Origin of the sequence: Pseudomonas sp. UYIF39 (genome assembly GCF_029963765.1) — a bacterium.
In the GTDB taxonomy this organism is placed as follows: domain Bacteria; phylum Pseudomonadota; class Gammaproteobacteria; order Pseudomonadales; family Pseudomonadaceae; genus Aquipseudomonas.
Genome location: NZ_JALBYU010000023.1, coordinates 73,591 through 98,440 on the forward strand (window position 1 = coordinate 73,591; position 24,850 = coordinate 98,440).

Sequence of the window (24,850 nt, forward strand, 5' to 3'; positions counted from 1 at the left end):
GAGCAAGCCTGCTCGCAAATGAGCGTTACGCCATTTTCACGCCAGGCGTAAGAGTCGCTGGCAAGGTCAGGCTCGGGGTTTCCAGCGAAGCGACCGGGTACGCGCAGTAATCTGCCGCGTAGTAGGCGCTGGCGCGGTGGTTGCCCGAGGCGCCGACACCGCCGAATGGTGCGCTGCTGGCAGCACCGGTCAGCTGTTTGTTCCAGTTGACGATGCCGGCACGGCTTTCCAGCCAGAACTGCTGATAACGCGCTTCGGAATCCGACAGAAGACCGGCCGCCAGGCCATAGTCGGTATCGTTGGCTTCAGCGATCGCCGCCTCAAAATCAGCGTAGCGGATCACTTGCAGCAGCGGGCCGAACAGCTCTTCGTCAGGGCGATCAGCTACTGCCGTTACGTCCAGAATGCCCGGGGTCAGCAAGGCCGCTTGTGCTTGTGGCTGAGTCATTTCCAGCAGCGCGACTGCGCCGTTACCCAGCAGATGTTCCTGCGCATCCATCAGTGCTTTCGCAGCGCCGAGGGAAATCACCGAGCCCATGAACGGTGCCGGTTGCTGATCAAACGCGCCGACTTCAATCGTACGGCTGACCGCCACCAGACGCGCCAACAGCGTGTCGCCCCAGGTGCCCTGCGGCACCAGCAAGCGGCGTGCACAGGTGCAACGCTGACCGGCAGAAATGAACGCCGACTGAATGATGGTGTAAACGGCAGCATCGAGATCCGCAACCTGATCAACCACCAGTGGGTTGTTACCGCCCATTTCCAGCGCGAGGATCTTGTCCGGACGACCGGCAAACTGTTGATGCAGGTGATTACCGGTGCGGCTGGAACCGGTGAAGAACAAGCCGTCGATGCCCGGGTTCGCCGCCAGGGCGACACCAGTCTCGCGAGCACCTTGCAGCAGGTTCAACACACCTGCCGGCAGACCGGCTTCGATCCAGCATTTGACGGTCAGCTCGGCGACTTTCGGCGTCAACTCGCTGGGTTTGAACAGCACGCTATTACCGGCCAGCAGCGCCGGCACGATGTGACCGTTCGGCAGGTGACCAGGGAAGTTGTAAGGCCCGAACACAGCGACCACACCGTGTGGCTTGTGGCGCAACACGGCAGTGGCGTCGCCCAACGGGCCGCTCTTCTCGCCGGTACGTTCGCGGTAGCTCTGCACCGAGATCGCAATTTTGTTGACCATGCTGGTGACTTCGGTCGCCGCTTCCCACAAAGGTTTGCCGGTTTCCTCACCGATGGTGCGAGCCAGTTCGTCAGCATTGTTCTTCAGCGCGGCGGCAAAGGCCTCCAGCACTGTGATGCGCTCTTCCAGGGTACGGCGAGCCCAGCTCGGGAATGCCTGACGCGCGGCTTGCACGGCCGATTCAACCTGAGCAGTGGTAGCGCCTTCGCCGGCCCACAGCACTTGTTGGGTTACCGGGTTCAGCGACTGAAAGGCTTCACCCTGGCCGGCCAGCCATTCACCTGCGATGTATAGCGAATTCATTATTTCGACTCCCTGGCAGCGGACAACGGAACGGCGCGCACTTGATCGCCGGCGTTGAGTTGAAGACGTTTGGCAGTCAGTGGGTCGACCACCAGTGTACCGGCGGCGAAACGTGCAGGAGCAGCAGTGATCCGGCAGTCTTCGCGCTTGCGGTTATGAATCAGGAACGGTGTGGCGTCGTCACCCGGCGTGCCGATGGCCAACACCAACGCCTGGCTGTCGCGCACTGCGCGGATCTTGCTGGTCTCGCACTCGACCGCTGGGCCGGCGTCGAAGATGTCGACGTAGCCCTGATAGCTGAATCCTTCGCTTTTAAGCATGGCCAGCGCCGGTTCGGTGTCCGGGTGAACCTGGCCGATGACATTGCGCGCGTCTGGCGACAGGAAGCAGGTATACAGCGGGAATTTCGGCATCAGTTCGGCGATGAACGCCTTGTTGCCCACGCCGGTCAGGTAGTCAGCCTGGCTGAATTCCATCTTGAAGAAGTGACGCCCCAGACTTTCCCAGAACGGCGAACGCCCGGCTTCGTCGGACATGCCGCGCATCTCGGCGATGATCTTGTTGCCGAACATCTGCGGGAACTCGGCGATGAACAGCATCCGCGCCTTGGCCAGCATGCGACCGTTGAGGCCGGTGCGGTAGTCGGCGTGCAGGAACAGCGAGCACAGCTCGGAGTTACCGGTCAGGTCATTGGCCAGGAACAGCGTCGGGATTTCGCGGTAGATGTTCAACTCTTGCGAAGCGCTGACGGTCAGGCCAACCCGGAAGTTGTACCAAGGCTCACGCAGACCGACGGCACCGGCAATGGCGGAAATACCCACCACGCGGCCGTCATCATCTTCGAGCACGAACAGGTAGTCCGCATCGCCCCGCCCGGCTTCGCCGCGGAAGGTCTTCTCGGCCCAGCCGACCCGATGGGCCAGACGTTCTTCGTTAGCCGGCAAGGTGGTCAGGCCGGTGCCGGTGCTGCGGGCCAGGTCGATCAGAGCGGGTAAATCGCTGCTGCGTACGGGACGAACGATCATGCTATCTCCTCAAACGGGCCGCTTGCGCCACCCGTGAAACTCGCTGCTTTTTAGGCATTATTTCCAAGCAATCTTTCCAGGCGTAGCAGCAGGCGTTAAACCGCCACCAGGCGCACGCTGGCACCTTCACCGACGCCCAAGGCTTCGGCCGCTTCAAGATCCAGGGTCACGGGTTTGCCCGGCGCGTAATCGAGCTCAAGCAAAACGGCGCGGTAATCCTGCAACTGGGCGTTGGCCACCAGGTACTGACGACCGGCGCCTTTGACCGGCTCGCCGATTTTCACCGGGACTACTCGGCTCTGGGCGATCGAACGGATCCCCGAGACACGGGCGTGCAGGGTCGGCCCGCCGTCGAAAATGTCGATGTAGTGATCGGTCTCGAAGCCTTCGCGCATCAGGATGTCGAAGGTGATCTGCGCCCGTGGGTGCACCTGGCCCATCGCCTCTTGAGCGGAGTCCGGCAGCAGTGGCACATAGATCGGGTAATGCGGCATCAACTCGGCCAGGAACGTCCGGCTCTTCAGGCCGCACAGACGCTCGGCAGCGGCGTAGTTGAGGTCGAAGAAGTTGCGGCCGATGGCATCCCAGAACGGTGAATCACCGTTTTCATCGCTATAACCGACGATCTCGGTCACCACAGAATCAGCGAAACGCTCCGGATGGCTGGCCACGAACAGCAAGCGACCACGGGAGTTGAGTTCCGACCAGGCCGACCCCACCAGCTCCGGCAGCACGTAGAAACTGGTCAGCAAACTGTTGCCGGTCAGGTCGTGGCACTGGGATAGCACGTGGATCTTGTTATGAATCTTCAGCTCGCGGGAGGCGTGCACAAAGGTTTCATTGCGGAAGCTGTAGAACGGCTCGGAATAACCGGCAGACGCAACGATGGCCGAGCAGCCCACCAGTTTGCCGGTGGCGGTGTCTTCCAGGACGAAGAAATAGCTCTCTTCACCGTTGAAGCTGACTTCGGCGGCGAATGAGGCTTCGCTTGCCGCGATCTTGTCGCTCAGGCGTTCAACGTCATCCGGCAAGGAAGTGACACCAATCGGGCTGTCCGCAGCCAGACGCTGTACCTCGCCCAGATCAGCCATTTGCGCGGGGCGCATCACCAGCATGGTGTCACTCCTTACTTAACTTCAGGTTGGCGTTTGCGCCAACTCGGGGAAAAAAATGCCGGGCAGGCCCGGCACAGGAAAATTGTCTCAGCGCCTATCTATAACGATAGGCGCTGAGGAGCACTGCATGAATCAGGCTTGAGTCAGTTTGGCCGCGGCGCGCTCGAAACGGTCCAGACCGGCATCGATATCGGCGTCTTCAACCACCAGGCTTGGCGCGAAACGAACCACGTCGGGGCCAGCTTGCAGAATCATCAGGCCTTCTTTTTCAGCGGCGTTGAAGATGTCTTTGGCCTTGCCTTTCCAGGCATCGTTCAGCACGCAACCGATCAACAGGCCCATACCACGGACCTGGGTGAACAGGCCGTACTTCTCACCGATCTGTTCCAGGCGAGCCTTGAACTTGTCGTGCTTGGCGTTGACGCCGGCCAGCACTTCAGGGGTATTAACCACGTCGATCACAGCTTCAGCGACAGCGCACGCCAGCGGGTTACCACCATAGGTGGTGCCGTGAGTACCGACGACCAGGTGTTTGGCCAGGTCTTCGGTGGTCAGCATCGCGGCGATCGGGAAACCACCGCCCAGGCTCTTGGCGCTGGTCAGGATGTCCGGCGTCACGCCGTAATGCTGGTAGGCGAACAGCTTGCCGCTGCGGCCCATACCGGTTTGCACTTCGTCGAAAATCAGCAGCGCGTTGTGCGCGGTGCACAGTTCACGGGCGCCTTGCAGGTATTCGAGTTCGGCCGGGATCACGCCGCTCTCGCCCTGGATCGGTTCCAGAACCACAGCGCAAGTCTTGTCGGAAATGGCGGCTTTCAGCGCAGCCAGATCGTTGAACGGCACGTGGGTGATACCGGTGATTTTCGGACCGAAACCGTCGGAGTACTTCGACTGGCCACCGACGTTCACGGTGAACAGGGTACGACCGTGGAAGCTGTTGAGCGCGGCGATGATTTCGTACTTCTCGCTGCCGAAACGATCGAAACCGACGCGACGGGCCAGCTTGAAGGCGGCCTCGTTGGCTTCGGCGCCGGAGTTGCAGAAGAACGCGCGATCGGCAAACGTGGCATCGATCAACTTATGGGCCAGGCGCAAGGCCGGCTCATTGGTGAAGACGTTGGACACGTGCCACAGCTTGTTCGCCTGCTCGGTTAAGGCACTGACGAGCGCCGGGTGCGCATGGCCCAATACGTTAACGGCAATCCCGCCGGCGAAGTCGATCAGCTCGCGGCCAGACTGGTCCCAGACGCGGGAACCGGCGCCACGAACAGGAATGAAAGCGGCAGGCGCGTAGTTGGGAACCATTACCTGGTCGAAATCAGCGCGTTGTACCGCAGCGTGCTCAACGGACATCGGAGTCTCCTGATGAGGAACACTCGCCTGAAACTGGCGAGCGATGGGGGGATTGTAAGGACAGTTTTCAGCCCGGCCTTGCCGCCAAGCGACAACTTCTTATAGCGCAAACCCCGGTTTTTCCCGGGTTTACGGCAATGCGACATATAGGGTCGCAAAGGCGCAGTTTAAACCGCCGACACAGGTTATAGGCAGGCTTGTCGAACGGTGCGGTAAATATGTACCGCACGGAACCGATCATCGTCTGTTTTGCTGGCGGCTCATTCAAAACGCTAAGGGAATAGCGCATGAGCCGATACGAGAACGATCGCCTTTCCACTACTGGAGGCAGTGAATCCGCCACGCAGCCGGACGATCACTACCATCACCTGTTCAACAATTTGCCAGTCTGGGTATTAGAAGCATCGTCCAGTACACACCGAGCTCTCAAGAACGCCACGCTTATGACGCCGGACTGGCATGGCACCGCAACACCGCTGCAGCACCAGTCGCTGAAAAAGATCAGTCAGGAACACTGGACCCATCGAAATCGTCTGGACTCAATGCTGTCGAAGCTGCAAAGCGCACAAGCCTTTGCCGAACCGCTGCTGAGCGACGCCCTAAAAACCCGGTTTGAACTGGATCTGGACGTCAAAACCACCTTCCTGCGCCTGTACATCCCTCAAACCGTGCCGCTTTTCGGAATCAAGACTGGCGCCGCGCGCACCTGGACCGTGTCGATGCTCGACGCGGCCCTGCATAACTTTCAGGAATCGGAAACAGCGGCAGGGGCTTACGAGCCAGCCTCGACGTTCATCACCAAACCTTCGCCCACAGGGCAGTTCGATACGCTGCCGGCGGTCAAGCAAAAGCTCACTATCGCGGCCTTTACCCGGTTGTGCCGGGAACTGGATATCGGCGCCCGGTACAACGCTTACCTCAAAGACAATCTGAGTTTGTCCAACCCGGTGGCCGGTGCGGTGTTGAAATCGAAGGTGATCGGCTCGCACAAAACAGCACTCAAATCCGTGCTGCAGATGGCGCAAATCCGAAGGGATATTCCCGCGGATGCCCATCTCTCGATCCTGCGCATTCTGGAAGGGCGTTCGGGTGCTCGACTGGATGGGCAGCCGCTGTATGGTCACGATCTGACCATGATGTCCTCCTCGCTGACCGGCATTGTCATTTTCGCGGCGAGCCTGGAGCGCGCACGCACGGCAACACGGATCATCGCCTACATTCCCGATGATCCAGAGCATCCTCTCAAGGAATACCCGAATACATTGGCGTTCATGGCCGAGCTGACCCGCAAACTGCGCTCGCCCGCTTATCAAACGTTCTTCAGTCGTTTCGTCGACCACAAGGAAAGAGGACATTTTTTCGCGGACCTCAACCGTCGCCTCCAGCGAGTGACCTGGCATCAACACCGACTTGGCGACGCACTGCCGAGCTGGCGCGAAACGCCCATCGACAAGCCTGATTTGCGGTTTTCGGCGATCCCGTTCAGAGCGGACCTGTGGAACCATCTCTATCAGCGACAGCTGAACAAGATCCTCAACGATGCAAGTACGCTCGCCGTCTCCACCGCCACTGCCGACAGCAACGCGCGATGGGCATTGTGGAATGCCTTCAGCAAAGTGGCCTCGAAAACCCTTGAAATCGCGACGTTCGTTGCGTTGCCTTTCGTCCCGTTTCTCGGCGAATTGATGCTGGGCTACATGGCCTACCAGTTACTCGACGAAACCTTCGAAGGCATAGTGGACCTGGCTGAAGGGCTGAAAACTGAAGCGTTCGGGCATCTGATGACGTTCGTCGAAACGGTGGTTCAGGTGGGGACATTTGCGGTGGGCAGCACCATCGCTGCCCGCACCCTCAGCCGTCTGCTCTCCCGTGAAGCTATTGCGCTTGTCGATCCACTCAAACCCGTCACAACGCCCGAAGGAAAAACCCGCTACTGGAAGCCGGATCTCAAGCCTTACGAACAAGCACTCATTTTGCCCGAAGGAGCAAAACCCGATCATCTCGGCCTCTATCAAAACGAGGGCAAGACGCTGCTGCCACTGGAGGGAAAACTGTATGCCGTGAAGCCCGACCGCGTGCCAGGCACGTTTCAGATTGAGCATCCGAACCGAACTGATGCTTATCAGCCCCCTCTGCTGCATAACAACCACGGCGCCTGGCACACAGAACTGGAGCAACCGCTGAACTGGGACCGGGAAAAGGTCATGCGCCGCCTCAGCCATAGCGTCGAGTCGTTCACCAGCGCCGAGCGCGAACAGATCCTGCGGGTCAGCGGTTACCACGACAACGTAGTGCGCGAAATGCATGTCGAACATTATCGTCCGCCTTCGCTGCTGACAGACACGATCAAGCGCTTCAGGATCAACCGGGACATCGAAACCTTTATTGAACAGATCGGCAGCGACCAACTCGAGCGCTATCGGAAGGCCGATGTGACCCTGCAACACCAACTGCTGACCAGCTTCGATTCATGGCCTGTCGACACGCCAATGCCGGCACCGGAAACCCAAACGCGAGCCTTCAGAAAACTAACGGCCGAACTCGCCCGAAAGCACGACAAATCGCTGTTCGAGACACGCTATCGCGCGCAAGAGAAAACCGACAACGTGCAGGTCCAGCGACTGCTCGACGACGTGCATGGATTGCCGACCGATGTCGCGCAAGAGCTGGTGAGTAATGCAACCGGGACCGAATTACGCCAGCTGCACAACGGTCGCACGCCCCAACGGCTCAAGGAGGCAGCACTAAAAGCCATGGAAGCCGTACGCGCAACCCGAGCCTGTGAAGGCCTTTATTCCGACATTCTGGACAACACCGACGCCCACCGACTGGCCTTGCAAAGCCTGAATTCGCTGCCCGGTTTTCCCGCCGAGCTGCGTATTGAAGTGAGGGATTACGCCCATGACGGTCTTGTGCGCGACAGCATTGGCCAGCTCGATGCACCAATTGTGAAAACACTGGTACGCGCTGAGCATGGTATTTACCAGGTATATCAAGACAGCGGTTCGGTGCCCGGTGATTTTTATCAGGGACTTTTTCAGGCGCTGCCGCAAGCACAGCGCAATGCGTTGAGCCCATCGATCGCAAATGCTCAGGCACTCAAACTACACATCGCCGAACATGCACTGAACCAACCGGCACTACGCAAGCTGTTTGCAAAAAATCCCAACCGAAAACCGTTCTACGATCCGACGACCATGCGCTTGCCTGGCGGCTCGGATGGATACCGGCGCAGTTACTTCCCGACGCCGTCCCTCAACGAACGTGCTCGCGAGGTTTACCCCAGCCTTTCCGAGGAGGAACTCCAGTCAGTTGTTCTCCAGCTAGAAACGCATCCCGATGGCGCTCGCATGGAGCTCTCACGCCTGTCCAGCGAGCTCTCGCGACTGAATCAGGACCTGAACACCTGGATAAATGACTCGCCCACTGTTCACCCGCAAACCCGAGCCTCCTTGAACGAACTGGAACGGCAGGTCGCTCGACACAATCGCAGGCTGCTGGCCCAGGAAATCCAGCGCAGCTGGCGCCGACAATCAGAACGGGACCTCGATAGCCCGAATGACACGCCGCGCTACACACTCAGATTTGCCGAGCCGATTCTTGGCGATCTACCGACGCTGACGGCCGATTTCCCCCATGTGTCATTGCTGTCCCTTGAAGGGAATCATGCTGTGCAGGGTGTTCCCGAGTTTCTTCAGCGCTTCAACAGTTTGCGCCGCCTCGATTTAAAACGCTTTTCCCTGACCTCCCTCCCCGAGGCCATTCCTCGAATGACAGACCTTGATGCGCTGGTGTTAAGCGATTGCGGAATCAGGTTCGATGCAGCCAACTGGGCGAAACTGTCTTCATTGAACAAGCTGGTCATTCTGGATCTGTACCAGAACCCGTTCACTATGGTGCCCAGTGTCGAATCTATGCCTGAGCTTGTTCACCTGGACCTGAGCCGTACCGGCCTGACCGACATTCCCGACAGCGTAGTTCGCCACCCAAAACTCGATACCGCCAAGCTGCTACACAACAGGATCAGTGAACTGCCATCGCAATTATTCGAAAGCCCGGTGTACACCAAACGAGCAATACACCTGACGCACAATCCTCTTTCGGATAACGCCCGACAACTGATAAAGCATCACTACTTCGACAGCTCATTCGATTTGGGTATCTATGCCCCAGAGGCGGACATCAACCGAGTCAGGGCGCTGTACCCGAACCTGGAGGTCGAACAGGCGAGCGAGTTTGTCTATGAACTGGCAGGCACACTGGCAGACGGCCGGATCGAGCTGACAAACCTTGAAGCGGAGTTGGCACAACTGAGCAACGACTTGGCGGTATGGACTTCCGACCTTCCGGCCCAACACCCGTTGACGGGCGAACCGTTCACCGCCCAACAACAGCTTGTCGAGCACTTGAACCGCGACCAGTTCAAACAGACGCTGGAGCAGTGCTGGCGGCATGAAAGCGAACTGGATGATTTCAATGAGGCGCTGGAGCCCACCTATGAACTCGTTTTCGAGTCCGACATCAACGGCGACCTGCCTACCCTGAACGCCGACTTCAGTCATGTGACATCGCTGGAGTTACGCAGCGCCAACGGAGTGACCCGCGCCGGGCGTTTTCTGGAGTCTTTCCCCAACCTCAAAAGCCTCAAGCTTCGCGACTGTAATCTGGGCAACATTCCCGATGCTGTATTCAAGATGGGTCAACTGCGGTCGCTGTCGCTCCCAGAATGCCGCGTCGAACTGTCATCGGAATCGGCAAGTGCGCTGGCGGGAATGGAACAGCTCGATTATCTCGATCTGGCCCACAATCCCCTGGGGCAAACGCCTGACCTGAGTCAGATGATGGAGCTCGCTACCGTACTGCTGAATGACACCGGTATCACCGAAATACCGCACGGCCTGCTGCAAATGACCGAGCTGGACTGGGCCGACCTCAGTGGCAACGCCATCACCGAAGTCCCCAGCGATGTGCTGGAGCTGCCGGTGGAAATCGCTGAAAACATCAGTTTTCGAGGTAATCGGTTTTCCGAAGAGAGCCTGCTACGGCTGATCGGCTACTTCGAACGGACGGGCATGGACTTTGGCGTGGAAGAGGTGATCAATCGAGGTGAGATGGATCTCTCGACTTCTGAAGGCTCCGACATGGAGGAATAAATCAACCTTCAGCAGGTGGCGTGGTTGCTCTTTCACCCACGCTCCGAGGGTACCGACGACAGTTCGAACGGGCTGCTGCTGCGCCGCTGGTTGCGATCTTCCCGCGGCGTGGCACCGAAGAAGTTGCGGTAGGCGCTGGAGAAGTGCGGCCCTGAGGAGAAGCCACACGACAGGCCGATCTGGATGATCGACTTGCTGGTTTGCATCAACATTTGCCGGGCCTTGTTCAGGCGCAGTTCCAGGTAATACTGGCTCGGCACACGGTTGAGGTATTGCTTGAAGATCCGCTCCAGCTGCCGACGGGACACGCACACATGCTGGGCGATTTCGTCGGTGGTCAGCGGCTCTTCGATGTTGGCTTCCATCAGCAGCACGGCTTGCGTGAGCTTCGGATGGCTGGAACCGAGGCGATTCTGCAGCGGAATGCGTTGGCGTTCGCCGCCTTCGCGGATGCGCTCGACCACCAGTTCTTCCGACACCGCACCGGCCAGCTCGGCGCCGTGGTCGCGGGCCAGCACGGCCAGCAGCAAGTCGAGCACCGACAAGCCACCGCATGCCGTCAGACGATCGCGATCCCAGTCGAACAGATGACTGGTGGCGATGACTTTCGGGAAGCGCTCGGTGAAGTCGTCCTGCCAGCGCCAATGCACGGCAGCGCGGTAACCGTCGAGCAAACCCAGTTGCGCTAACGGGTAAACACCGGCCGACAAACCACCAATCACGCAGCCAGCACGCACCAGTTGCTTCAATGAACTGCTGAGCGCTGGCGCAAGCGTGGTTGGTGGCTCATCGGCGAGCAGGAACAGTTTCTGGAAGTTTTCGAGCTTGCCGGCCCACGGCTCACCCGGCAATTGCCAGGCGCCTTCAGTCGGCGGTTCGACCTGCAAAAACGACAGTTCGTAGACAACATCCGGATGCACACGCTGGGCAACACGCAAGGCCTCCTCAGCCAGCGCAAGCGTCAGTGCTTTAGTGCTGGGCCAAATCAGGAAACCAATTCGATGGGCAGTCATGGCGGGCAATCCGAAACGAAAACACTGTTAGAAGCCGAAAGCGGCTGCAACCAAATTAGACCATCTGGCGCGCGGTGCGCAGCATGACCTAATTTGGTGCGTAACGGGAGCGATTACTTGAGGCTACCCGAGAGGAATTGTTGCAGACGTTCGGACTGTGGATTGACCAGCACCTCACGCGGGTTGCCGCTTTCTTCGACGACACCTTTGTGCAGGAACACCAGCTGATTCGACACTTCACGGGCGAAGCCCATTTCGTGCGTCACCACCACCATGGTCCGGCCTTCCAGCGCCAGGGCCTGCATGACTTTCAGTACGTCGCCGACCAGTTCCGGGTCGAGCGCCGACGTCGGTTCGTCGAACAGCATCACCTCAGGTTCCATCGCCAGCGCACGGGCAATCGCCACCCGCTGCTGCTCGCCGCCGGACATGTGGCCCGGATAAGCGTCTTTACGATGAGCCACGCCGACCTTGTTCAGGTAGTGCTCAGCCTTCTCGCGGGCTTCGGCCTTGGACATGCCGAGCACGTGGACCGGCGCTTCCATGATGTTTTCCAGCGCGGTCATGTGCGACCACAGGTTGAAATGCTGGAACACCATCGACAGGCGCGAACGCATGCGTTGCAGCTGTTTCGGGTCGGCGGCCTTCAGCGCGCCGTCCTTGTTCGCGACCAGTTTCAGCTCTTCGTTGTTGAGCAGGATCTTGCCCGCGTGCGGCTGCTCCAGCAGGTTGATGCAGCGCAGGAAAGTACTTTTGCCGGAGCCACTGGAGCCGATGATGCTGATCACATCGCCAGCCGCCGCTTTCAGGGACACGCCCTTGAGCACTTCGTGACTGCCATAGCGTTTATGCAGGTCTTGGACTTCAAGTTTGTACATGCGGTCGGTTCTCACAAAAACAGTCAGTCAGTCGTTGAGCAAGCGCCCGTGACGCAGCGCTTCGCGCCCCGCCACCTTGGCCAGCCAGAAACCGGGTTGGGCATAACGCAGCCGTTCAATGGCAAACAGCACCCCGGACGTACCAGCACACACCGTGCTGACCCGATCCGATAACGGATCGATCACTTCGAAAATCTCATCGCCGGCTTCAATCCACTCACCGGGTTTACGCAAGAAACTGATCACGCCAGGGTGTGGCGCAAACAGCAACTCAGTGCCTTCGAACGGCATGCCTTCGCAAGCATCTTGCGCAGGTTTTGGCCATTCGCCGCTGATCAGGCCTTGCTCGGCAAGGAACGCCAGAATGCCTTCGGCGTAAGCCGTCGCCTCTGTGCGACCGGTATCGGCCTGACCACCTAATTCAATGGTAGTCGCCAGGCAGGCCAAGGGAATCTGCGCATCAGGAAACTGACGCGCCAGACGCAACCACGGCAGCGAACACGCTTCGTCAAACGAACTGCCGCCAGAATCTTCCGCCAGTAGCCCCACCTTTACGTTCAGGTGCGCGGCCAACGAACGCCATTGCGGCCAGTGTTGCGGCAAGGCGTACATGTGCAGCGCCGCTTCGGCATCGCAATGCAGATCAAGCACCACGTCAGCCGTGCAGGCATGGCTCAGCAAAATGCGCTGCATGCCTTGCAACTGACTGGCGGCTGGCGGCAATGCGGCGAGCACATCACTCATGGTCTGACGGATCAGCTGAACATTGGCGTGCGGATCATCACCCAGGTGCCCTTCCAGCTCCTCGGCCACTGGCGCGCTCAGCTCGACGAAATCCCGGTTGAAGTTCTTGCCGCTGCCCGCCTCAAAACGCCCTTGATGATTGCCCTGAAGCAGTTGGCCGAGGCCCAGTGGATTGGCCACCGGCACCAGTTCGATCACACCGTTGAGCAAGCCTTGGGCTTCGAGTTCGGTCAGGCGCTTTTTCAGCTCCCAGGCCGTGCGCATCCCCGGCAGCTCATCGGCGTGCAGGCTGGCCTGGATGTAGGCCTTGCGTTCGCCACTACCGAAGCGGAACACCGAAATCTGGCGTTCGCTGCCCAAGTGGCTCCACGGCAATGAATGATCGATGCGTTCCATATCAGTGCTTCCGCGGGGCCAGATAGCCCAACCAGCGGCGCTCGGCCAGTTTGAACATCCGCACCAGAATGAAGGTCAGGCACAGGTAGAACACGCCGGCGGTGATGTAGGCTTCGAACGGCAGGTAGAACTGCGCGTTGACCGTACGCGCGGCACCGGTGATGTCGATCAGAGTCACGATGGACGCCAGACTGGTGGTCTGCAGCATCATGATCACTTCGTTGCTGTACTGCGGCAGCGCCCGGCGCAAGGCCGACGGCAGCAAGATGCGCTTGTACATCTTGTAGCGCGACATGCCCATCGCCTTGGCCGCTTCGATCTCACCGTTCGGCGTGGCCCGCAGGCTGCCGGCGATGATTTCAGCGGTGTAGGCGCTGGTATTGATCGCGAAGGCCAGACACGCACAGAACGTCGCGCTGGACAGCCACGGCCAGAGGAAGCTTTCACGTACCGCTTCGAACTGCGCCAGACCGTAGTAGATCAAGAACAGCTGCACCAGCATCGGTGTGCCGCGGATCACGTAGGTATAGAGCCAGGCGCTCATGTTGACGGCTGCGTTTTTCGAGACGCGCATCAAGCCCAGCGGCAAGGCGCACAGCAGACCGAAAAACAGCGACAGCCCGAGCAATTTGAGGGTGGTCACCAGGCCGCCGAAGTACAACGGCAGGGCCTCCCAAATGACGTTGTAGTCGAAGATCATAGATCAGCCGCCCTTACGCCTACCGAGTAGCGCTTCTCAAGGTGACGCAATGCCAGCAACGAGACGCTGGTGATCACCAGGTACATTGCCGCCACTGCGAGGAAGAAGGTGAAAGGCTCGCGGGTGGCATCTGCCGCCTGCTTGGCCTTGAACATCATGTCTTGCAGCCCCACCACCGAAATCAGCGCGGTGGCCTTGGTCAGTACCAGCCAGTTGTTGGTGAAACCCGGAATCGCCAGGCGAATCATCTGTGGCACCAACACCCGGAAGAACACCTGAAAACTGCTCATGCCGTACGCCATGCCGGCTTCTGCCTGACCTTTCGGGATCGCCATGAAGGCACCTCGGAAGGTTTCCGACAGGTACGCACCGAAGATGAAGCCCAGCGTGCCGATACCGGCGGCCAATGGGTTCAGGTCGATGTAGTCGTCAAAACCAAGCATCGGCGCGACGCGGTTGAGCAGGTCCTGACCGCCGTAGAAAATCAGCAGGATCAGCACCAGATCGGGAATCCCGCGGATCACCGTGGAATACAGGTCGCCCAGCCAGGCCAGCCAGCGAATCGGGGACAGACGCAGCGCAACGCCGATCAGACCCAGAACAATGGCCAAGACCATGGACGACAAGGCGAGCTGAAGCGTCAGCCATGCGCCATCGAGGATGACAGCCCCGTAGCCTTTCAACATGATTCAGGTCCTCGAAAAGGGGGATGAAAAAATGGCGCAAACCTCAGAGATTCTGTTGCTTGCGCCATTTCGGACTTGTCGCCGGGGTGTATTACTTGCCGTAGATATCGAAGGCGAAGTATTTGTCCTGGATTTGCTTGTACTTGCCGTTCTCGCGAATGGCGGTGATCGCGGTGTTGATCTTGTCTTTCAGCGCGTCACCCTTGCGAACTGCGATACCTACGCCGTCGCCGAAGTATTTGACGTCGGTGAAGGCCGGGCCAACGAAGGCGAACCCTTTGCCAGCGTCGGTTTTCAGGAAACCGTCATCCAGCAGCGTAGCGTCTGCCACGGTGCCGTCGAGGCGGCCAGCGGCCACATCGAGGTAAATTTCGTTCTGCGAACCGTAAGGCTTGATCTCGGCACCCAGCGGGGCCAGCACTTCGCGGGCGAAACGCTCGTGGATCGAACCACGTTGCACGCCGATGTTCTTGCCCTTGAGCTCAGCCAGGCTGTCGCTGACCGGAGTACCGGCCTTCATGACCAGGCGAGCCGGGGTGTTGTAGTACTTGTTGGTGAAGTCCACGGACTTCTTGCGATCTTCAGTGATCGACATGGACGACAGGATCGCGTCGATCTTGCGCACTTTGAGTGCCGGGATCAGACCGTCGAACTCTTGCTCGACCCAAACGCACTTGACCTTCATCTCTTCGCACAGAGCGTTGCCGATGTCGTAGTCGAAACCAACGATGCTGCCGTCCGGCGCTTTGGAAGCGAACGGAGGGTAAGCCGCTTCGATACCAATTTTCAGAGGCTTTTCATCGGCGAAAGTCGGCAGGGACAGCACGGACAGTGCCAGGGCGCCAAGCAGCACGAGTTTCTTCATCTTGGGACTCCATCGGTAAAGGGCTAAAACGGCAGAGTGAGCGACAGCCCAATATGCGAATGAGTGGAACCGCAAAGCGGTGCTGCGCTGTAGGAATCGCGCGCTTTTTTCAACGCGAGCTACAACGAGCGAGTGATCGGCATTCTAACGACAGGCCCGAAGCCGATATTTCTTCAATGCGACAACTAATTACAGAAGCACCGAGAAAGCCGCTTGGGCGCGTTGACAGCCTTGCAAATTCATGCAAGAGCAAAAGACAGTTAACCGATCTATCCTGCAAATTGCGGGCCTATTATTGGCAAACCCTTCTAATCCGGCAAGCGCAGCGTTGTGTCTTATTTTTCAGCGGCCGTCATGAGGCTTTGATACCGGGCTTTGCGTTTCCCTATGCCCCGTATCGGAGCGAGCGGTTACACATTCAGTTACTTGAGCGATGGCGGGTAACAGTAGGAAGGGGCTTACAGCAGAAGCCGATAATTATTGGTTGCGCTGTTGATCGTTCCCACAATCCGCATCGGATCAATCGGTACGAAAAAGCCCCGCTCGGCGCAATGCCGGGCGGGGCTTCGATGACTCAGGAACCGCTGTTAAGCGACGTTCATGATCTTGTGCTCATCAATCAAATGCTGCACCACACCCGGATCCGCCAGGGTGGAGATATCCCCCAACCCATCGTATTCGGCCGTAGCAATCTTGCGCAGAATGCGGCGCATGATCTTGCCCGAACGGGTTTTCGGCAGGCCTGGCGCCCACTGAATGACATCCGGCGAAGCAATTGGGCCAATCTCCTTGCGCACCCAGTTTTTCAGCTCCAGACGCAGCTGCTCGCTCGGCTCTTCGCCACCGATCAACGTGACATAGACATAGATGCCTTGCCCTTTGATGTCGTGCGGCACACCGACCACGGCTGCTTCTGCGACTTTCGGGTGGGCGACCATCGCGCTTTCGATCTCGGCGGTGCCCATGCGGTGACCGGACACGTTGAGCACGTCATCCACGCGACCGGTAATCCAGTAGTAACCGTCTTCGTCACGACGCGCACCGTCACCGGTGAAGTACATGCCGCGGAAGGTCTTGAAGTAGGTATCGACGAAGCGGTCATGGTCGCCATACAGCGTGCGCGCCTGGCCTGGCCACGAATCGAGAATCACCAGGTTGCCCTCGGCAACGCCTTCGATGATGTTGCCCAGGTTATCCACCAATGCCGGCACCACGCCGAAGAATGGTCGCGCAGCAGAACCCGGCTTGAGCGCGTGAGCGCCCGGCAGCGGGCTCATCATGTTGCCGCCCGTTTCGGTCTGCCACCAGGTATCGACGATCGGGCAACGGGACTGGCCGACGTTCTTGTAGTACCAATCCCACGCTTCCGGGTTGATCGGCTCACCGACCGAACCCAACAGACGCAGGCTGCTGCCATCGGCACCTTCAACGGCAGCTTTGCCGGACGCCATCATTGCGCGGATGGCGGTCGGCGCGGTGTAGAGAATGTTGACCTTATGCTTGTCGACGATTTTTGCCACCCGGGTGATGTCCGGATAGTTCGGCACACCTTCGAACAGCAGCGTGGTCGCGCCATTGGCCAGCGGGCCGTAGACGATGTAACTGTGGCCGGTGACCCAACCGACGTCGGCGGTGCACCAGTAGACTTCGCCCGGACGGTAGTCGAACACGCGTTCGTGAGTCATCGCCGCGTACAACAGGTAGCCGGCGGTGGTGTGCTGTACACCCTTCGGCTTACCGGTCGAACCGGAGGTATAAAGGATGAACAGTGCTTCTTCAGCGCCCATCTCTTTCGGCGCGCAGACACTGCCTGCCACCTTCATCAGGTCTTCGTACCAGATGTCGCGATGCTGGTTCCACTTGATATTCCCACCGGTGCGCTTGCACACGATGACTTTCTGGATGCTGCTGGTTTCCGGGTTGGTCAGCGCATCGTCGACGTTGGTCTTGAGCGGGATCTTCTTGCCGGCACGAACACCTTCGTCGGCCGTGATCACCACTTTGGATTTGCAGTCGATGATGCGACCGGCCAGGGCTTCCGGCGAGAAACCACCGAACACCACCGAGTGAATCGCGCCGATCCGGGTACACGCCAGCATGGCGACCACGGCTTCGGGGATCATCGGCATATAGATAGTCACCACGTCGCCGCGGTGCACATCCTGGCCGCGCAAGGCGTTGGCGAACTTGCAGACTTGTTCATGCAGTTCGCGATAGGTGATGTTGCGGCTTTCGGCAGGGTCATCCCCTTCCCAAATAATCGCGATTTGATCGCCGCGCTCGGCCAGATGACGGTCGAGGCAGTTGTAGGAAACGTTCAGGGTGCCGTCGGCGAACCATTTGATGTCGACATGGTGATCATCGAAGGAAGTCTGTTTCACCGTGGTGAAAGGCTTGATCCAGTCGAGGCGCTTGGCTTGCTCGCGCCAGAAGCCGTCCGGGTTGACGACGGACTGCTGGTACATGGCCTTGTAGGTCGCCTCGTCAGTCAGCGTGTTGGCCAAAACCTCGGGACGAACGGGATACAGAGAAGCCGCACTCATCTTTGTTACCTCGGTGGAATAGTTGTTTTTGTATGACCCAGTTGTAGCCGGGCCGGGCCTATAGAACCATTCGACGATGGTAGTAACAAGCCCCTACAAAATGTGGCTATACCTCGTCAATGCGCTCAAGGGCGGTGATTTCAGGGGCTTTGGGCATTTATTAAATTGGCTTCATCAGCGAGCCAAAGGTCGCTTTTCGAGGATTGTTACAGGATCTGCCAATAGTGTTTATCAAAAGCACGCCTATATGAATGTAAACCCCACGCCTAAAATCAGCCTCGCCAACCAGGCAACGTGATTAACCAAGTTGCAGCCCCCACGAAGGCAGTTAATCCAAAACCTAGTACTTAAGTTCTACACGCAACCCCAAAAAGGTTGCGTGACCCCATTCGACCTCTAAAAGGTAAATCTGAAATGAAAGCTTTATTAGTTCTGGCCCTCAGCAGCCTGTGCGCAACCGCCATGGCAGACGAGGTCCCGACTGATGTCGCGCAGCAGCAACCCGCCATCGAGGAATACACTTACTCCACTCACCTGGACATCGCCAAAGTTATCTCCATGAGCGAAATCCCGAACGTCTGCGAAGTTGTTCCGGCGAAAATGGAATACGACGACTCCAAAGGCCAACGCCACATTCTGCGCTACAGCGTCATGGGTAACGGCTGCTCTAACGGCTAATCACCCGCTCTCATCCTCCCAAGGTTCGACCCACCCGCCCGCTATTGAAGGCAGATGAAGCGCCGAACCTTATATATCGATTTATACGATAAATTTCAGCGTCTATTTGCGCTTTTTAATCAAATTATCTGGCGTAGTATCAATTCCACACCCAAGGCACAAAACGCCAACGAACCTGGAGCCTCTACCATGAAAACCAAACTGATCCTCGCCCTGACCCTCTCCGTACTGGCCGCTAACACCTTCGCCGCTGACGGCTACGACCGCACCGGCTCGGCTGCTTACAGCACGCAAGCGGCTGTCGCTTCTGACGGTTACGACCACACCGGTTCGGCGTCTTTCGCCTCCGATGGCTCCGACCACACGGGCGCTGCCAAACTCGCTTCTGACGGTTTTGACCACACCGGCGCTGCCAAAGTCGCTGCCGATGGTGCAGACCACGTTGGTGCGGCTCGTCTCAGCTGATCGTTGAGCGTGACTTCACAGCCCGACTTCGGTCGGGCTTAGTTGTGTCTAGGGGCATCGAAAAGCGACTTAAAACACAACATGTAGTGAAAAACGCGATTTTTTGGCTATTTTTTGAACAAAAAAATTGCCCGCTAAAATTTATGAAAAAAAATCTGCACCCGCGACATCCAGCCAAAGCCCTGTAAACCCTCGCTCCGACCGAAAAACCCTCCTTCTCGACCGCTCCATGCGCGGATTCGCCCCACCACGGCCGCAAAAATTTCCCTATAATGCCGCCTTAACGGGCCTGCAATATTCCCTTACAGGGATAACAGCCAGTCTGAAGCCCACGCCGAAGTCTTCACCGATTTCTGCGCCCGTCAGAGGCTCTCGGAACCCCGTACAAAATTATGTTTATTTGCCTGCGTGTACCGCTGCAAAAAACGCTATCCAACGCGGCCAGTACGGTCGTGTGAAAAACCAACCAATCAGTTTTCACACGGGCATCTGGCCCTCACGCAGGAGACGACACGTCATGCTGAGCTGGGACGAATTCGACAAAGAAGACAGCGGCGAAACCGTTGTAAAAGGCGCCAACGCTGGGCACGCAACTGAAGCCAACATGGACCGCCTCGACACCGCTGGTGGCGTCGCGGCTCAAGAAGCCCGCGCCGTAACCGCGTCCGACTCCGCCGCAATCGCCCGTGCAAAAGCTGCCCTGGACAACCTCGACATCGCCGAAGGCCTCGCCGAACTCGAAGGCGCCTCCGCCCGTGTGGCCGTCGACGAAAAGCGCATGATCAACTGCCGCGCCGACCTCAACCAGCTCGTCCCGTTCAAGTACGACTGGGCCTGGCAGAAGTACCTGGACGGTTGCGCAAACCACTGGATGCCGCAAGAAGTCAACATGACCGCCGACATCGCCCTCTGGAAAGACCCGGAAGGCCTGACCGACGACGAGCGCCGCATCGTCATGCGCAACCTCGGCTTCTTCTCCACCGCCGACTCCCTGGTTGCCAACAACCTGGTCCTGGCCGTGTACCGCCTGATCACCAACCCGGAATGCCGCCAGTACATCCTGCGCCAGGCATTCGAAGAGGCGATCCACACCCACGCCTACCAGTACTGCATCGAATCGTTGGCCATGGATGAAGGCGAGATCTTCAACATGTACCACGAGATCCCATCGGTCGCGAAAAAAGCCACCTGGGGCCTCAAATACACCCGTTCGATCTCCGATCCAAAGTTCGAAACCGGCACCGTCGAAACCGACAAAGAATTGCTGCGCAACCTGATCGCCTACTACTGTGTTCTGGAAGGCATCTTCTTCTACTGCGGCTTCACCCAGATCCTCTCCATGGGCCGCCGCAACAAAATGACCGGCGTCGCCGAGCAGTTCCAATACATCCTGCGCGACGAATCCATGCACCTGAACTTCGGCATCGATGTGATCAATCAGATCAAAATCGAAAACCCGCACTTGTGGGACGCTGAAATGAAGGAAGAAGCTTCGCAGATGATCCTGCAGGGCACTCAGCTGGAAATCGAATACGCACGCGACACCATGCCTCGCGGCGTGTTGGGCATGAACGCGGCGATGATGGAGGACTACCTCAAGTTCATCGCTAACCGTCGTCTGTCGCAGATTGGGTTGAAGGAAGAGTATCCAGGGACGACTAACCCGTTCCCTTGGATGAGCGAGATTATGGACTTGAAGAAAGAGAAGAACTTCTTTGAGACTCGGGTTATTGAGTATCAGACTGGTGGGGCGCTTAGCTGGGATTAACTTCCGAGCCTTATTTTTCAGCCAGGTCTGGACTTTTTTCACTAAAGCTGGATAGACAGCACCAACTCAGTGCAGAAAATGTAAAAAGCCACCTAAGCCCTAGGGAAAAGGTGGCTTTTCTGCATAAAGGGTATAAACGCAACCGTTGAACGGGAATGCAAGTGTTGGATGGTCGCCCTCCGACGCATAACCCGCCTATTACAATGGGCACTTAAAATGTCACAACACCACTGACGGCAGTGGAGACATTATCGCTTGCCTCCGCCAGAAATCCTTGCAAAATTGGGTTCAAGCCTTGGGTGAGAGCTAACCGTCGCGGTCATCGATGTCGCGATAGCCCTGACGCCTAAGTACAATACGACCACCTCTGCCTGAAACCATAACTGCCACACTAAATTGCGTTGTCTGACTCAGTCACCCGATCTACGTGAGCAGCTTGAACTATTCAATACTATCCCGTAAGACTTTGATATTCGCAGAAAGTCCGCGCCCTGGGCTGCTGTTCGATATTACACAATGCTGCACTGTTTAACGCACCTCGATAAAGGGATGCGCAACAAATAGCCATCACTCCATACAAGTACGTAGTTCAATCGTTAATGCTCGCGACGAACGGTCAAACCAACTAAATTATCTCTATAGCATATATTGTAGAATACGCGTTCAGTTTGGTTATCCGCAAGCTAGATTTCTGGAGCTATGAGTGATGCTCGTTTACGACCCTATAGAGAAAAAAGTACGGACTTGGTCCCATGCCGAAATCGATGGTCCCTGCTTCGTTGCAACTATAACCTCGCTACAGACGGGAGAGGTCAGCCGAGCAGCGTTACTGAGGTGTGCCTACACACTGCATCACTACCTACTCACTGTTAAGGGCGTTGAAATTAAACACATCCATATGATGTGTCCTCCTTTAATCAGTGGGAAAAGCCACTGGATCATGGCAGAGCTCCTCAGCGTGACCAGCTACAACGGACTGGAGACGCCCGAAAGTAGTATCGTGTATCGCACGAAGGAATCAGTCTACAAAATTGGCGAACTCGATCTGCGGAAGAAAAAAAAATCAAGGATTCTGTACTCCACACAGCACCTTCAGGTACACACTCCAGAACCACTTTTCTGTCTTGCAGAACAGGTGATTCCTGGATTTTTCGGGCAGATTGGTTAAGTCCCCGATCGGAAAGTGCTGTGGCGTAAGTCCCCTCCGCGCTCTGCCATTCTCACACGCAAATATCTCTATAGCGTATAGAGATTTTTGCTCAAGCAAGGCCTTATAGTTCCTTTTGCGGGTAAGCAAATGGAACTCAGAGAATCATTTGGCGAAACGGTCAGATCCATTCGGCGAATCAAAGGTCTTCCCCAAGGTGCAATTGGAACCAATCAGGGTTTTATCAGTGAGCTTGAGAGTGGATTAAAGTCACCCACGCTTCCAAAAATTGCCGAGATTGCTAAAAAACTAGAGCTTCATCCAATTACCCTACTTACTGCAGCATACGAAACTATGGGTCCAGAATCCGCAGCGGAACTACTGGCCAAAGTAGCGATTGAACTTGAAAGCTTAACCCAGTTAAAAACTGAAAACCTTAAAAGCCCCAAAAAGTAGCAACATGAAAATATGCCCTCCCTAAGAAACTTAAAAATATGCCATCCATTACATATTAAATGCCCGCCAGCCTTCCAATAGGCTCTAGGTCCCCCCCTGACTGCAAAGCAATATCCAAAAATCTATGGGCCTTTTGGGATCTGTTAATCAGCAAAAGTTTGGCTTCAGTTTTGTACTGATCTCTCAAAAACCACTTGGTCGTTTTTACTTTACGTTTTCCTTTCATTACAGCCTCATGGGATTGAAGGAGTGCGGCATACAGAGAATATCAGACAGTTGGAAGGTAGATTAAATCATTACCCTGCGGCCAGGCCAAATCACTTCCGCGGGTAAGCACCGAGATGAGCCTTCTTGCGCTCGCCTATAACCTCAAGCGAATGATGAACATCTTCGGCATCGCAGGATTTGCTTGAGGCGATCAGGACGTGAATCAGCTGCGTGATCGGCGGTTTGGGCCGCTGGCGCGACCCCAACCGCATTTACGAACATTTATCTAACTGACAAGGGCAATTCGCGCTATCGACGTACTCAGTTCGTTTTCACATAGCCTGGATCCATAGCTGACCGTGGCGAAAGACAGAAATCGGCCGCAAGCGAACACTTCCTATTAGCCTCCGAACACCCGGCCGACTAACGAAGCAAGCTGTAGCGTCGCCAGCGCAGTTTCGTCAGACCTCTGATACAGATTGATCGCAAATGGCGGGAGCTCCGGTAATCCACTCTCTACCGATAAAATCTGTAAGTCTTGCGGCACGGTGAACGCGAGCCACGCGGTCACCGCCAGATCCGCTTTAACCGTTGCGCGGGTCGCCTCGATACTCCCCGATTCGTAAACGGTGCGCCATGCTCGGCCCTGCTCTTCCAAGGCCGAAACGATTGCGGGGCGGAAGGAACAACTCTCTGCCACCAGCGACACGGGCAATGGCTGCTTCTTGAATGAGCTTCCGCCCGAAGCCCCAACCCATACCAGGCGCTCGATGCTCAGACATTGCACCTTGAAGAAGCTCGCACGCGTATGAACTACGGGCTCTTCGACCAGCGCAAGATCAATTTCGCCCCGCTCCAGCGCTATCACCAGCTTGTCGGACGCTGCACATGTGAGCAAAACGTCAGCATGCGGCCAAGCGATTTGATAAGCCTTCAAAGCAGACGCTAACTCCTGCCCCATCAGGTCGTATGGAACCCCGAAGCGCACCGGGCCGCTAATCGTCTTCTTGGACATTTCGGCCCACAATTCATCGTTCAGCACCAGAAGCGCTCTGGCCTTTGCTAACAAGCGATCACCTGCGCCCGTTAGGCTCAGCTGGCGGTGCTCACGACGGAACAGAGGAGCATCGAATAGGGATTCGAGACGTTTGACGTGTTGACTGATTGCTCCTTGGGTCAAATGCAGAACACGGGCGGCAGCCGTCATGTTGCCGCGGTCATGGACGACAACAAAGGTACGAAGAAGGCTTATGTCGAGATCACGAGGCATGATGGCATTACGTTAGCTAATGATACGATTTAACATCCTTCGTTACCCTAATGGAAAAGTCGACATTAAGCTTGATCTTTTTCGGGTGGTTGAGCGACTTATGAATATCGACAGTTTCTGGCCATTGGCCTTGTTTACGGTCGCCGCAACGATAACTCCCGGCGGCGCAACAACGCTGGCAACCGCGTCCGGAGCCCATTTCGGATTCCGCAACTCGATACCCTTGATTCTAGGAATCGCAACAGGATTGGCATCAATGGCAGCGGGCGCCTCCTTTGGCTTGACGAACGTACTAATCTTCGACCCGTTATTCCCTTTGATGTTGAAAACTGCGGGCACGCTATATTTGCTCTGGCTCGCTTGGAAGGTCGCCGGCGCACCTGCGCCCGGCACCGACATGAAAGCGATGCACCCAACTGGCTATATCGCAGGGCTGTGGATGCTTTGGCATAATCCAAAAGGTTGGGCCATGACCGCCGCGGCTGCGGCCGCGTACGCCAACTTGGCCAGTAGTCCGGGCCAAATGGCATTAGTGATGGGTTTGAGCTTCGGTATTGCTGCGCTGGCATCACTATCAATCTGGTGTTACGCCGGGCGCGAACTGGCTCGACGGATTAAAAAGCCGGCACACTGGCGAATCGTAAACAGCTCACTCGGAGCGCTTATCATGGCATCAACCATCCCTATGTGGCTCTAGATGAATCAGTGTGTTCGCAGCCGATGATTATTCACCGCGCCGTCTGGACGACCGCAATCTGATGCGCCCAAATACGGCGTCAGCAATTCATACGGGCAAGCTCAATATTGTCAGCTGTTCGAACAGCTCAGAAAACTGGCGGTTTTTTGAACGCGTAAAACAGTCGCTCCTGCCCACTCGATAACTGTCCCATCATGCT

Annotated in this window: 19 protein-coding genes; 7 read left to right on the forward strand and 12 right to left on the reverse strand. The window is 57.1% G+C overall.

The window, feature by feature from the left end; translation table 11 throughout:
• Positions 1-25 precede the first annotated feature (25 nt).
• The 4 genes from astD to MO767_RS24795 all read right to left on the reverse strand — a co-directional run bounded on the left by astD (position 26) and on the right by MO767_RS24795 (position 4,985).
• Entirely contained in the window at positions 26-1,495 is a 1,470-nt protein-coding gene (gene astD / locus MO767_RS24780; protein ID WP_282482690.1) for a succinylglutamate-semialdehyde dehydrogenase, read from the reverse strand.
• Positions 1,492-2,517 carry an arginine N-succinyltransferase gene (astA, locus tag MO767_RS24785; protein WP_282482679.1) on the reverse strand — a complete coding sequence of 342 codons (1,026 nt, stop codon included), beginning with the start codon at positions 2,515-2,517 and terminating at the stop codon, positions 1,492-1,494. The genes astD and astA overlap by 4 nt, the downstream gene beginning before the upstream one ends.
• A 95-nt stretch (positions 2,518-2,612) precedes the next feature.
• Positions 2,613-3,632, reverse strand: coding sequence for an arginine/ornithine succinyltransferase subunit alpha (gene aruF / locus MO767_RS24790; RefSeq protein WP_008154316.1), 1,020 nt, complete (start codon positions 3,630-3,632; stop codon positions 2,613-2,615).
• 132 nt (positions 3,633-3,764) lie between these two features.
• Complete coding sequence (locus MO767_RS24795) at positions 3,765-4,985, reverse strand: aspartate aminotransferase family protein (RefSeq protein ID WP_282482680.1); 1,221 nt, start codon at positions 4,983-4,985, stop codon at positions 3,765-3,767.
• Between the two features lie 287 nt (positions 4,986-5,272).
• Here MO767_RS24795 and MO767_RS24800 point away from each other — a divergent pair, with 287 nt between their 5' ends.
• On the forward strand, positions 5,273-10,138 hold the full coding sequence (locus MO767_RS24800; RefSeq protein ID WP_282482681.1) for a DUF6543 domain-containing protein: 4,866 nt from the start codon (positions 5,273-5,275) through the stop codon (positions 10,136-10,138).
• Positions 10,139-10,170: 32 nt separating this feature from the next.
• Here the strand turns inward: MO767_RS24800 and MO767_RS24805 are convergent, their stop codons facing one another.
• The 7 genes from MO767_RS24805 to acs form a co-directional block, all read right to left on the reverse strand.
• The gene (locus MO767_RS24805; protein WP_282482682.1) at positions 10,171-11,151 is read right to left on the reverse strand and encodes a GlxA family transcriptional regulator; all 981 of its coding nucleotides are present in this window, start codon (positions 11,149-11,151) and stop codon (positions 10,171-10,173) included.
• A 113-nt stretch (positions 11,152-11,264) separates the two neighbouring features.
• Complete coding sequence (locus MO767_RS24810) at positions 11,265-12,029, reverse strand: ATP-binding cassette domain-containing protein (RefSeq protein ID WP_008154324.1); 765 nt, start codon at positions 12,027-12,029, stop codon at positions 11,265-11,267.
• Between the two features lie 27 nt (positions 12,030-12,056).
• Positions 12,057-13,169: a M14 family metallopeptidase gene (locus MO767_RS24815; protein ID WP_282482683.1), complete on the reverse strand. Its 1,113-nt coding sequence runs from the start codon at positions 13,167-13,169 to the stop codon at positions 12,057-12,059.
• A gap of 1 nt (position 13,170) precedes the next feature.
• Positions 13,171-13,869, reverse strand: coding sequence for an ABC transporter permease (locus tag MO767_RS24820; protein ID WP_129437652.1), 699 nt, complete (start codon positions 13,867-13,869; stop codon positions 13,171-13,173).
• The gene (locus MO767_RS24825) at positions 13,866-14,555 is read right to left on the reverse strand and encodes an ABC transporter permease (RefSeq protein ID WP_008154330.1); all 690 of its coding nucleotides are present in this window, start codon (positions 14,553-14,555) and stop codon (positions 13,866-13,868) included. The genes MO767_RS24820 and MO767_RS24825 overlap by 4 nt, the downstream gene beginning before the upstream one ends.
• Before the next feature lie 91 nt (positions 14,556-14,646).
• Positions 14,647-15,420: an ABC transporter substrate-binding protein gene (locus MO767_RS24830; protein ID WP_008154331.1), complete on the reverse strand. Its 774-nt coding sequence runs from the start codon at positions 15,418-15,420 to the stop codon at positions 14,647-14,649.
• Between the two features lie 587 nt (positions 15,421-16,007).
• On the reverse strand, positions 16,008-17,963 hold the full coding sequence (acs, locus tag MO767_RS24835) for an acetate--CoA ligase (protein ID WP_282482684.1): 1,956 nt from the start codon (positions 17,961-17,963) through the stop codon (positions 16,008-16,010).
• 414 nt (positions 17,964-18,377) lie between these two features.
• On the opposite strand from acs, the gene MO767_RS24840 reads away from it, so the two are divergent.
• From MO767_RS24840 to MO767_RS24860, 5 genes are all read left to right on the forward strand, one after another.
• Positions 18,378-18,641 (forward strand): DUF2790 domain-containing protein, encoded by a 264-nt coding sequence (locus MO767_RS24840; RefSeq protein ID WP_038979415.1) that lies wholly within the window; start codon positions 18,378-18,380, stop codon positions 18,639-18,641.
• A gap of 189 nt (positions 18,642-18,830) precedes the next feature.
• The gene (locus MO767_RS24845) at positions 18,831-19,106 is read left to right on the forward strand and encodes a hypothetical protein (protein ID WP_282482685.1); all 276 of its coding nucleotides are present in this window, start codon (positions 18,831-18,833) and stop codon (positions 19,104-19,106) included.
• 517 nt (positions 19,107-19,623) lie between these two features.
• A complete protein-coding gene (locus MO767_RS24850; protein WP_008034875.1) occupies positions 19,624-20,874 on the forward strand; it encodes a ribonucleotide-diphosphate reductase subunit beta in 1,251 nt (416 codons plus the stop codon).
• A 706-nt stretch (positions 20,875-21,580) separates the two neighbouring features.
• Positions 21,581-22,042 (forward strand): hypothetical protein, encoded by a 462-nt coding sequence (locus tag MO767_RS24855; RefSeq protein WP_219097840.1) that lies wholly within the window; start codon positions 21,581-21,583, stop codon positions 22,040-22,042.
• A 129-nt stretch (positions 22,043-22,171) separates the two neighbouring features.
• The gene (locus MO767_RS24860) at positions 22,172-22,477 is read left to right on the forward strand and encodes a helix-turn-helix transcriptional regulator (RefSeq protein WP_219097841.1); all 306 of its coding nucleotides are present in this window, start codon (positions 22,172-22,174) and stop codon (positions 22,475-22,477) included.
• Positions 22,478-23,084: 607 nt separating this feature from the next.
• On the opposite strand, the gene MO767_RS24865 is transcribed toward MO767_RS24860, so the two are convergent.
• The gene (locus MO767_RS24865; protein WP_219097843.1) at positions 23,085-23,954 is read right to left on the reverse strand and encodes a LysR family transcriptional regulator; all 870 of its coding nucleotides are present in this window, start codon (positions 23,952-23,954) and stop codon (positions 23,085-23,087) included.
• Between the two features lie 100 nt (positions 23,955-24,054).
• Between MO767_RS24865 and MO767_RS24870 the strand changes: the two genes are divergently transcribed.
• A complete protein-coding gene (locus MO767_RS24870; protein WP_219097844.1) occupies positions 24,055-24,651 on the forward strand; it encodes a LysE family translocator in 597 nt (198 codons plus the stop codon).
• Positions 24,652-24,850: the final 199 nt, after the last annotated feature.

Excerpts from the sequence above, each read along its gene's own strand:
- astA (WP_282482679.1), bottom strand. The coding sequence starts at position 2,517 with ATGATCGTTCGTCCCGTACGCAGCAGCGATTTACCCGCTCTGATCGAC.
- aruF (WP_008154316.1), bottom strand. The coding sequence starts at position 3,632 with ATGCTGGTGATGCGCCCCGCGCAAATGGCTGATCTGGGCGAGGTACAG.
- MO767_RS24795 (WP_282482680.1), bottom strand. The coding sequence starts at position 4,985 with ATGTCCGTTGAGCACGCTGCGGTACAACGCGCTGATTTCGACCAGGTA.
- MO767_RS24800 (WP_282482681.1), top strand. The coding sequence starts at position 5,273 with ATGAGCCGATACGAGAACGATCGCCTTTCCACTACTGGAGGCAGTGAA.
- MO767_RS24805 (WP_282482682.1), bottom strand. The coding sequence starts at position 11,151 with ATGACTGCCCATCGAATTGGTTTCCTGATTTGGCCCAGCACTAAAGCA.
- MO767_RS24810 (WP_008154324.1), bottom strand. The coding sequence starts at position 12,029 with ATGTACAAACTTGAAGTCCAAGACCTGCATAAACGCTATGGCAGTCAC.
- MO767_RS24815 (WP_282482683.1), bottom strand. The coding sequence starts at position 13,169 with ATGGAACGCATCGATCATTCATTGCCGTGGAGCCACTTGGGCAGCGAA.
- MO767_RS24820 (WP_129437652.1), bottom strand. The coding sequence starts at position 13,869 with ATGATCTTCGACTACAACGTCATTTGGGAGGCCCTGCCGTTGTACTTC.
- MO767_RS24825 (WP_008154330.1), bottom strand. The coding sequence starts at position 14,555 with ATGTTGAAAGGCTACGGGGCTGTCATCCTCGATGGCGCATGGCTGACG.
- MO767_RS24830 (WP_008154331.1), bottom strand. The coding sequence starts at position 15,420 with ATGAAGAAACTCGTGCTGCTTGGCGCCCTGGCACTGTCCGTGCTGTCC.
- acs (WP_282482684.1), bottom strand. The coding sequence starts at position 17,963 with ATGAGTGCGGCTTCTCTGTATCCCGTTCGTCCCGAGGTTTTGGCCAAC.
- MO767_RS24840 (WP_038979415.1), top strand. The coding sequence starts at position 18,378 with ATGAAAGCTTTATTAGTTCTGGCCCTCAGCAGCCTGTGCGCAACCGCC.
- MO767_RS24845 (WP_282482685.1), top strand. The coding sequence starts at position 18,831 with ATGAAAACCAAACTGATCCTCGCCCTGACCCTCTCCGTACTGGCCGCT.
- MO767_RS24850 (WP_008034875.1), top strand. The coding sequence starts at position 19,624 with ATGCTGAGCTGGGACGAATTCGACAAAGAAGACAGCGGCGAAACCGTT.
- MO767_RS24855 (WP_219097840.1), top strand. The coding sequence starts at position 21,581 with ATGCTCGTTTACGACCCTATAGAGAAAAAAGTACGGACTTGGTCCCAT.
- MO767_RS24860 (WP_219097841.1), top strand. The coding sequence starts at position 22,172 with ATGGAACTCAGAGAATCATTTGGCGAAACGGTCAGATCCATTCGGCGA.
- MO767_RS24865 (WP_219097843.1), bottom strand. The coding sequence starts at position 23,954 with ATGCCTCGTGATCTCGACATAAGCCTTCTTCGTACCTTTGTTGTCGTC.
- MO767_RS24870 (WP_219097844.1), top strand. The coding sequence starts at position 24,055 with ATGAATATCGACAGTTTCTGGCCATTGGCCTTGTTTACGGTCGCCGCA.